The organism is bacterium, from assembly GCA_029210545.1.
Taxonomy (GTDB): domain Bacteria; phylum BMS3Abin14; class BMS3Abin14; order BMS3Abin14; family BMS3Abin14; genus JARGFV01.
This window is the reverse complement of sequence record JARGFV010000097.1, coordinates 1-9153: the sequence shown is the minus strand read 5'-3', so window position 1 is coordinate 9153 and position 9153 is coordinate 1. Positions and strand designations below refer to the sequence as shown.

At 57.2% G+C, this 9153-nt stretch carries 10 protein-coding genes and 1 tRNA gene; all 11 read left to right on the top strand.

From position 1 onward, the window contains the following. Nucleotides 1-243 (top strand): hypothetical protein (locus P1S46_09850; GenBank protein MDF1536782.1); only part of this gene is annotated, 243 nt, incomplete at its 5' end. Nucleotides 244-282: 39 nt separating this feature from the next. Further along, nucleotides 283-729, top strand: a complete 447-nt coding sequence (gene mscL / locus P1S46_09845; protein MDF1536781.1) for a large conductance mechanosensitive channel protein MscL — start codon at nucleotides 283-285, stop codon at nucleotides 727-729. Nucleotides 730-1020: 291 nt separating this feature from the next. Then, complete coding sequence (locus tag P1S46_09840) at nucleotides 1021-2556, top strand: protein kinase (GenBank protein ID MDF1536780.1); 1536 nt, start codon at nucleotides 1021-1023, stop codon at nucleotides 2554-2556. 446 nt (nucleotides 2557-3002) lie between these two features. Further along, on the top strand, nucleotides 3003-3854 hold the full coding sequence (locus P1S46_09835) for a metallophosphoesterase (protein MDF1536779.1): 852 nt from the start codon (nucleotides 3003-3005) through the stop codon (nucleotides 3852-3854). Between the two features lie 427 nt (nucleotides 3855-4281). Continuing rightward, complete coding sequence (gene surE / locus P1S46_09830; GenBank protein MDF1536778.1) at nucleotides 4282-5034, top strand: 5'/3'-nucleotidase SurE; 753 nt, start codon at nucleotides 4282-4284, stop codon at nucleotides 5032-5034. After that, nucleotides 5031-5696 (top strand): protein-L-isoaspartate(D-aspartate) O-methyltransferase, encoded by a 666-nt coding sequence (locus P1S46_09825; protein MDF1536777.1) that lies wholly within the window; start codon nucleotides 5031-5033, stop codon nucleotides 5694-5696. The genes surE and P1S46_09825 overlap by 4 nt, the downstream gene beginning before the upstream one ends. Then, entirely contained in the window at nucleotides 5696-6316 is a 621-nt protein-coding gene (locus tag P1S46_09820) for a DedA family protein (GenBank protein MDF1536776.1), read from the top strand. The genes P1S46_09825 and P1S46_09820 overlap by 1 nt, the downstream gene beginning before the upstream one ends. Before the next feature lie 240 nt (nucleotides 6317-6556). Further along, on the top strand, nucleotides 6557-7306 hold the full coding sequence (locus P1S46_09815; protein ID MDF1536775.1) for a LysM peptidoglycan-binding domain-containing M23 family metallopeptidase: 750 nt from the start codon (nucleotides 6557-6559) through the stop codon (nucleotides 7304-7306). A gap of 4 nt (nucleotides 7307-7310) precedes the next feature. Further along, nucleotides 7311-8216 (top strand): sigma-70 family RNA polymerase sigma factor, encoded by a 906-nt coding sequence (locus P1S46_09810; protein MDF1536774.1) that lies wholly within the window; start codon nucleotides 7311-7313, stop codon nucleotides 8214-8216. A gap of 122 nt (nucleotides 8217-8338) precedes the next feature. After that, a complete protein-coding gene (locus tag P1S46_09805; protein MDF1536773.1) occupies nucleotides 8339-8716 on the top strand; it encodes a PA2779 family protein in 378 nt (125 codons plus the stop codon). 174 nt (nucleotides 8717-8890) lie between these two features. Continuing rightward, nucleotides 8891-8967: transfer RNA gene (locus P1S46_09800), tRNA-Arg, on the top strand. The last annotated feature ends 186 nt before the right edge of the window (nucleotides 8968-9153 follow it).

The window sequence follows — 9153 nt, the reverse complement described above, 5'->3', positions numbered from 1 at the left end:
TGGTTGCGGATGACGAACAGGTCTCTTCCCGACCACCTGAAAAGTGGTGGTTGGAGGCCTGGGGGGGCCGAAGCTGGATATATATCGAGGTCCATCCTGATAGTCATGGACGTTGCTTGGCGTAGGTTCCTTCAAATCCTCTCGCCCCGACTACCTGAACCGGAGTGTTCCTTCACCAGGGATCCGGGCCAGGCTATCGACTCTGGCAGCGTCTCGGAAAAACGTGATACGCTGCGTATATGAAAAAAACTCAAAACACAAGACTGGAAGGGGAGGTACGTTATGTTCAAGGAATTTAAAGAATTTGCAATGAAAGGCAACGTGGTTGACATGGCGGTGGGAATCGTCATCGGTGCCGCTTTCGGAACAATTGTAAAATCGTTCGTGAGCGACATCCTCATGCCGCCCATCGGAATGCTGATGGGTAACGTGGATTTCTCGAATCTTTTCATTATCTTGAAGGAAGGTTCAGCGGCGGGACCCTATATGACCATCGCCGATGCACAGGCTGCCGGGGCGGTGACACTGAACTACGGAATGTTTGCCAATACAGTCATCAGTTTTATCATTGTTGCTTTCGCGGTGTTCATGGTCGTTAAATCCCTGAACAAAATGCAGCGACAGGAGGACGCTCCTCCGGCAGAGCCGACAACGAAAGAATGCTCTTATTGTTTCACAACCATTCCCATTAACGCGAAGCGCTGTCCGAACTGCACTTCCGGGCTTTAACGGAGAGGACATATCTGTTTTCCGGGTATAAGCAGCAACGAAGGAGGTTTACGCGAAGGCTGAAGCTCAAACGGAGACGGTCGAAGCGCAGTCGGAAGCCAGGTCGAAGGGTGAATTGTGGCGTTCCTGAGTCTATGCGTCCCGGCGCCATAACGCTGAAGGGCGGTCTCACGCAAAGCCGCGAAGCAGCGAAGAAAGACAAGGGCAGGAAATTTTCAATCCCCGATTCGCAATTCCGATATATTAAAATCTTCCCGTTGCATCGCCTGCCACTCAATTCCAGGGGATGAAATGGTCCGGAAAATCGGCAACTACACAGTCATCGAGGAGATCGGCCGGGGGGGCATGGCCGTCGTGTTCAGGGCTGTCCAGGAGTCCCTCAACAGGAACGTGGCGATCAAGGAACTGGACCTGGCGAGGTTCCGGACCGACCCCAACGCTCTCGAAAGGTTCCGGCTCGAGGCCCGCGCGGCCGCTTCCCTCGAACACCCCAATATAGTCACTATCTACGACCTGTGGGAAGAAGGTGAAAAGGCCTATATCGCCATGGAGTTCGTCGACGGGGCCGAGCTCAGGGATGTCCTGGGAAGTCTGGGGCGCCTGGAGGTCGTGGAGGCGTCCCTGGTCGTCATCGAGGTCTGCGATGCCCTCTCTTTCGCCCACTCCCGGGGCATGATCCACCGGGACGTCAAGCCCGCCAACGTCATGCTTTCAGGAAACGGCGAGGTAAAGCTCATGGACTTCGGGATCGTGGCGGTTCCCGATGCAGGGGAACTGACCGTGGCAGGGCAGATCCTGGGGACCCCGGCCTACATGGCCCCCGAGCAGATCACCGGGAACCAGCTCGGGTCGGCTGCGGACATCTTCAGCCTCGGCGCCGTCTTTTACGAGATGCTTACCGGGAAGAAGCCGTTTTCGGGAGCCAACCACATCGCCCTCATCCAGAACGTCCTGCACACCGATCCTCCGTCTCCGGGCGAGTTCGCCCCCCATGTCCCTGACGCGATCTCGCAGATCGTCATGAAGTGCCTCAACAAAAGCCCGGAAACCCGCTTCAGCTCCATGGGAGAGCTGTCTACGGTCCTCGAGATGTCACTGCCCCTGGAAAGGATCCCCCGGAAAACAGCTGTAACAAGGCTTGTCGAAAGGCACCGTGACCCCGAGAGCACCGCTTCATTGTCTCCCGATGCGGGCCCGGAGGATGTCACTGCTCCCTTCGTTGCGGTTCAGCTGCCTGAAGCGGCCGTCGCACCGGCGCCGTCGACGGGTGTTGAGAAAGGCGCTGTCCATCCCCTCGAACTGGACCCGCCGGCTGATCTGCCGCCCCTCGAGCCGGTTGAAGATGTCGTGTCCGTGCCGCACACACACCAGAAAGCCGGTACCGCGGATGTTCCCTTGAGCCTCAAGGCGACTCCCGGAGGCGGTTCCAAAGCGGAAGAGCATGCAGGCCACTACGTCGGTGATGACAAGGAGAGCAGATCTTCCTTAAAAGCATTGTGGATCGTTGGGCTCCTTATCCTGCTTGTCGCGGGGGGATGGTTTCTGGCAGGCTGGATGGGTGAGCGGTCCGCCCTCAACGATATAATGCCGGTTGCCCTACGCAAAGCCCAACTGACCATTGTCAGCCCATCGGGGGGAACGGTCTTGCTGAACGGCGAGGAGTTGGCGATCTCCGGAGGAGGCGCCTGGCAGGTCAGGGCCTTCGATATCAACCCCGGCCTTTACAACCTGGAGGTCAGGCATCCGGACCTGGGATCGAGGAAGTATATCCTGGAGCTTGGATCGGGGGAGAGGAAGGAGATAGAGGTGGAGTTTGATCAGCGGTGAAACCTGAGTGTAGCGAGCGCCTGAAAACCAAAACCCTTCGATCACGCAGTCAGCATGATCGAAGGGCAGGCTTCAGACATCAAACTTGATAGAGTCGCAAAAAGTCCAATCCGGGACTTTTTGCGGGTCCATCAAGGTTACAACTCTGCAATTTTATCACCTCCTCCTTCTCCAGAGGCGATTGCTTCCCCTGCAATTTTAGCAGGATTTTAAGGAAAAAGTGGCGAACTATTTTACCGGTTCAGAACCGATGGGGTTTCAAAACCATCAACCCAGACGACCTGTCTTTGTGGTAACATTTCCGTTAACGCGAGGCTGTTTCAGTTGATGGACACAGAGATGGTCCATCAACGCGCCCCCGTGAGGGAACCGGAAACCACGCTTTTCGGTTCCCGTTAAGCAAAAGGCCCGCACGGACTTTTGCGACCCTGATGAAGGAAATGGCGATGAGGAAATACACGGTTTTCTTTGCAGTGGCTCTTGTGCTCGCAGTCGCGGCCGGCGGGTGCAGTGCATCCGTGGACTGGTCCGTGCTCCCCGGCCACCTGGCCGGTGGAGTCGTGGTCTACGGAGACAGCCGCACCGGTCACGATGTCCACCTGACACTTGTGGAGGGGATGGCGACCATCGAGCCTGCCGCCGTCTTTCACACCGGCGACCTGGTGGACGACGGCCGGGTGGCCGGTGACTGGATCATCTTCAACCGCATTATTTCAGAGCTGCCATCCGGGACCCCCGTCTACCCCGCATTAGGCAACCACGAGGAGGAAGCCCAGCGTTATTTCGACAATTTTACACTCCCCGGTAACGAGAAGTGGTACCCGGTAGATGACATCGAGGGGTTTCACTTCGTCGTTCTGGACACCGAATCGAGCCTCGCTGCCGGCTCCACTCAGTACCAGTGGCTTGAAAGCGAGCTCTCGTCGAGTGTTTCCGCGACAGACTACACCATCGTGACGTTCCACTACCCCCTGTTCAGCACCGGGAAACACCGTTCTGACGAGAAGGGGATCGCTGACGACCTGGTCCCCCTTTTCGAGCAGTACGGGGTGGATGCCGTTTTCAACGGGCACGACCACGATTACGAGAGGTCAACGGTCAACGGAATCCGGTACATCGTCACCGGCGGCGGTGGTGCGCCCCTCAGAAACCAGGCCGAATCCAGCGAATTCAGTGAACTGTTCCTCAAGGCTTATCACTTCTGCGTTCTTTTCTTCGACGAAGAGCAGAACCTCACGGTGGAAGTCTGGAGCGACAAGGCGGAGATGATCGATAGTTTTGGGATAACGAACAGGTGATGGACTCGCAAAAAGTCCATCAACGCGCCCCGCGCGGGGCGCCCAAATCAATGACTCCCACTGTAAGTCATTGATTTGTAAGGAAAGGGAAAACGACGCTTTTCCCTTTCCGTGGAGCGAAAAGTCCCGGATTGGACTTTTTGCGACTCTATCATGTTTGTAAACCTTTTTACCTGCTCCAAATAAAATCCTTCCTGCTGCCTCTCGCGGCACCTTCAGATTACGATGATCGTTGAAATGATGAAGAGATGTAGCTTCATTGTCTCTTGCCATGAAAATCCCCGTTTCTATCCCAAAGATCCTGTTATAGCGATTCACTGCTCTCCCGTTTCACGTTTCACTCCAGTTTCCGTTGCAACCTTCACGCCAAAAAGTTACGATGCCCCGGAAAATCAAAATAGAACCTTAAGGAAGCTGCTGACTGCCAATGCTGATCTTAGTCACCAACGATGATGGCATTAACGCGCCGGGCATCCTGGCCCTTGCCGGCGCCCTCGGGAAACTGGGGCGCGTGGTGGTCGTGGCTCCGGACCGGGAACGCAGCGCCGCCAGCCACTCCCTGACCCTGAACCATCCCCTGCGCATCGATGAGCTTGGGGATGACAGGTTCGCCATCGACGGGACACCCACCGATTGCGTACACCTGGCGACCCACGTTCTCCTGAACGGAACGACACCCGACCTCCTCGTTTCGGGGATCAACCGGGGGGGTAACATGGGACAGGACGTCACCTATTCGGGAACTGTCTGGGCTGCCATGGAGGGGGGACTCATGGGGGTGCCGTCCCTTGCCGTTTCCCTGGTCGACGACCGCTACTCGGACTACCGTCCCGCGGCCCGGTTTGCCGTCGCGGCTGCCGGATGGGTCCGCGAAAGAGGTCTCCCCGAAGGAACGATCCTCAACATCAACGTGCCGGACGATCCGGACCAGGATATCGATAAATTCCTCATCACCCGCCAGGGCTTCCACCGATGGGAGGAAAACGTCATCAGGAACAGCGATCCGAGAGGACGCACCTATTACTGGATCGGCGGCACCAGGCCGCCTTACAAGGGACCCACCGAAACGGATCTGGGAGCTGTCACGGCCGGGTACATCAGTGTCACCCCCCTTCACGTCGACATGACCAACTACCGGTTTGTCGAACAGTTCAAAAGTTGGCAGGGGGGGGACAGATGAGGGGAAATTCAGATCGCCAGGCCTGGGCCCGGGAAAAGATGGTGGAAAAGGACATCATTCCCCGGGGTATCAAGGACGAGGGGGTCCTAGATGCCATGCGAAAGGTACCCAGACACCTTTTCGTGGAAGGGCATCAGCGCATGAGCGCTTACGAGGACCACCCGCTGCCCATCGGAGAGGGGCAGACCATCTCACAACCCTACATTGTGGCTGCCATGACCGAAGCGCTGAAGCTGAGCGGTACGGAAACGGTCCTCGAGATCGGAACGGGCTCCGGCTACCAGACGGCTATCCTGGCCGAACTGGCCGCCAAGGTCTACTCGGTGGAGCGGGTGCCCTCGCTTACCGGCAAGGCCAGGAAGGTTCTCGATTTCCTGGGTTGCGGCAACGTCCTTGTCAAACTGTCTGACGGGACCCTGGGCTGGGAGGAGTACGCGCCCTACGACCGCATCCTGGTGACGGCGGGAGCGCCCTGGGTCCCGGAACCGCTGACCGAGCAGCTCAAACCGGGTGGAATCCTTGTGATCCCGGTGGGTTCCAACAGCCTCCAGGAACTGACCCGCGTGACAAAAGGGGAGGATGGCACCCTGCGGGAAGAACGGCTGGGCAGCTGCGTTTTCGTCAGGCTGGTCGGGAAACACGGCTGGGAGGCCGGGTACTGATGGGCGGTCTCGTCGAATGGGTCATCAGCTGGGCGCAAAGTCCTGCGGGCACCACGGCGCTGTTCGTCCTCGCCTTCGCAGAGTCTTCCTTTTTCCCCATTCCGCCGGACGTGCTTCTCATCTCCATGGCCCTCATAAGGCCCGACGCGGCATTTGTCCTGGCGCTGGTCTGTTCGGCGGGATCCGTATTAGGGGGGATGTTCGGATACCTCATCGGCTGGCTGGGGGGACGTCCCCTGCTTCACAAGGTTTTCTCAGAGAAAAAAATCCAGGCTGTTAAATATGCCTTCGAGAAATACGAGGTCTGGGCCATTGCCGTGGCAGGTTTCACGCCCATTCCCTACAAGGTGTTCACCTTGTCCGCCGGGACCTTCGAGATCCCTTTCAAACCATTCGCGGCCGTCTCCGCCGTCAGCAGAAGCGCCCGCTTTTTCCTCGTCGCCGGAGCCATTTACCTATGGGGCGAATCGGTGAAACATCTCCTGGTGAAATATTTCAACTGGTTCAGTCTTGTTTTCATGGTTCTGCTTATCGGAGGGTTTGCCCTCCTCAAGTTTGCGGTCGGGAGGCACAAGTCCGGCGTGCAAAGTGATAGTTCAGAGTCCAGCGTCCAGAGGTAAGAGCAGACTTGGGAACGGTATGGGGGCATGGGAGCGTGGGGGAAAGAGCCTGGACGCGGAGAATATCCTTCGCTCAATGAGCTTCGAACGGCAAGCACGGTATAGCGGAAAAGAAGTCATCGCGAACCGTTACCGGGTGAAGCGATCTCAGGCCAGGGAATTGAAAATTGAGAATTACACCCAAAACCCAAAACCCGTGGAGCGTTAGCGATGCGCGTTCACGGTTCCCCGGAATAAAAAATGAAGATTAACCGTCCACTATTCACTGTTCGCTGTTCACGGCTGCGACTGTGTTTTTTCTGGACGATCATTGTCGTAGCCGCCGCCGCTTGTGCCCCTCGCCAGTTAGCCTGGGAGCCCCGTCCGGCGGGGCAGGCCGAGGCCCAGTTAAACCGGGAGGGGTTCGGCGGCGTCTACCACGAGGTGAAGGCCGGGCAGACGCTCTGGCGGATCGCCACAACTTATCGTGTTGACCTGGAAACACTTCAGTGGGTAAATGATGTTGAGGACGTTACAGATCTTCGCATTGGCCGCATTCTGTTCGTCCCGGGCGTGAACAAGGTTATGGAGATCGAACCGTACAGGCCCGGAGACGAGATACCATCGAGCCAAAAGATCAGTATTATATGGCCCATGTCGGGCAGGACATCTTCCCGTTACGGTCCAAGGGGAGACCGGGATCACCAGGGTATCGACCTGGCGGCGGCGACGGGGACGCCGGTGAAAGCAGCGGCCGAAGGGAAGGTAGCTTATAGCGGTGACGGGATGAAGGGGTACGGCAAGGTCGTGGTCATCAAGCACGCCAGTGAGCTTTCCACGGTCTATGCCCACAATTCGAAACTACTGGTCAGGATGGGGGAGCGTGTGGAGCAGGGTCAGGTGATCGCCAGGGTAGGCCAGACAGGATGGGCCACCGGGCCGCACCTGCACTTTGAGGTCCGAAGGCGAGGGGTCCCCGAGGATCCCATGGACTTCCTGTCCGCACCTTAGGGGTATGAAGAAACAAAGCGGCAAGGAAAAGGGATCGGCATCCACCCCAAAGCCGGGAGTTACCGGCAGGAGCAGTGTTGTAAGTCGTGATCCCATCAGGATTTACCTGGACGAGATCCGCCGAACAAAGCTGCTGACCGCCGAAGAGGAACTCCATCTGGCCCGGAAGGTGTCCGAGGGGGACGAAGACGCCAGGTGCCTCATGATCGAGTCCAACCTCCGCCTGGTGGTCAATATAGCCAAAAGGTACATGAACCGGGGTCTGCCCCTTCTCGACCTCATCGAGGAGGGCAATATGGGCCTTATCCGGGCTGTAGAGAAGTTCGATTACAAGCGCGGTTTCCGGTTCTCCACCTATGCGACGTGGTGGATCCGCCAGGCCATCGAGAGAGCCATCGTCAACCAGGCACGGATCATCCGTCTTCCCGTCCACGTCTCCGAGGAGATCACCGGCGTTCTGAAGGCGAGCAGCAAGCTCCTCCAGGAACTGGGCCGGGAACCGACCATGCAGGATGTGGCCCAGCGGCTGGATAAACCTCTCGCCAAGGTGCAGTATATCTATCAGCTGGTACGACGGACCTCTTCCATCGAGGCCCCCATCGGCGAAGATGACGATCAGGAGCTTATGAACCTGATCAAGGATGAGAAGGCCGTCATGCCCTCCGAGCAGATCGAGGACGAAAAACGCCTGTCCCTCATCTTCAACTGGCTGGATGAACTCCACAAAAACGAAAAAGAGATCATCATTCTCCGTTTCGGTCTGGACGACGGCGAGTCAAAGACGCTCGAATCGATCGGCCGGTTGTACGGGGTGACCAGGGAGCGCATCCGTCAGATCGAGGCGTCGGCCCTGCGCAAGCTCCGGCGTATCGCCATAAGGATGGATATCGGGCTGGATGAAATTCTCTGAATCTGGCGAACGATTCAGGAAATTTCCTCCAGAGTGGAAAGTGAAAAGTGGAAAGGCCAAAGTTAACAGTGGGTTAGCTGTGAGCTGAAAGCTGGCAGGTAATCAGCGGAAAGGAGCTTTCTATGCGTATATTGCTGAGTTCGCCCGTAGCACGTATGACATGCTGGTACCTCACTTTTGTCCTCTCGGGCATGGTATTCCTGCCCGGGGCTGTTCAGGCGGCCTTCATCCCCTCGGCTCCCGCGGAGATGACAGGGATGAGCGGTGATCTTCTGGCAGAAGCCCGCAATGCCCTCGAGGATCAGCTGCTTGCCGAAAAACTCACCGCCCTGGGGCTCTCGCCGGAGGAGGTACAGGCTCGGCTGGATTCCCTTACCGTCGAGGAACGGCAGGCGGTCGTGGCTGACCTTGAAAATATCCAGGCGGGCGGATCCCTTGTTGGCCTCGCCGTCCTGGTGCTCCTCGTGATCCTGATCCTGAAGTTGATGGATAAGATATAAAAGCTGCACTTGCCGCTTTTATATCTGTGACTGGTAACTCGTAACTCGCGATTGGTAAAACATGCCAATCAGCCGTAAAAACTCCTGTTCGAGTCACGAATTGCGAATCACGAATCACGATCCTGTCCCATTGACACTGTTTTGGCGAGATGCTATCTACGTCTCTCCAAACATGCCCTCGTAGCTCAGCAGGATAGAGCACCAGATTCCTAATCTGGGGGTCACAGGTTCGAATCCTGTCGGGGGTACCAGCCTTCGCTTCCTGACGGAAGCTACGGCTCGGCAAGCCATTGCAGAAGGAAGCGAAGGCTGTCGCGTCGAAGCTTCCGTCTTGTTAATTGTGAAGCGAAGACGGACACTCGGCTCGGCAAGCCATTGCAGAAGGAAGCGAAGGCTGTCGCGTCGAAGCTTCCGTCTTGTTAATTGTGAAGCGAAGA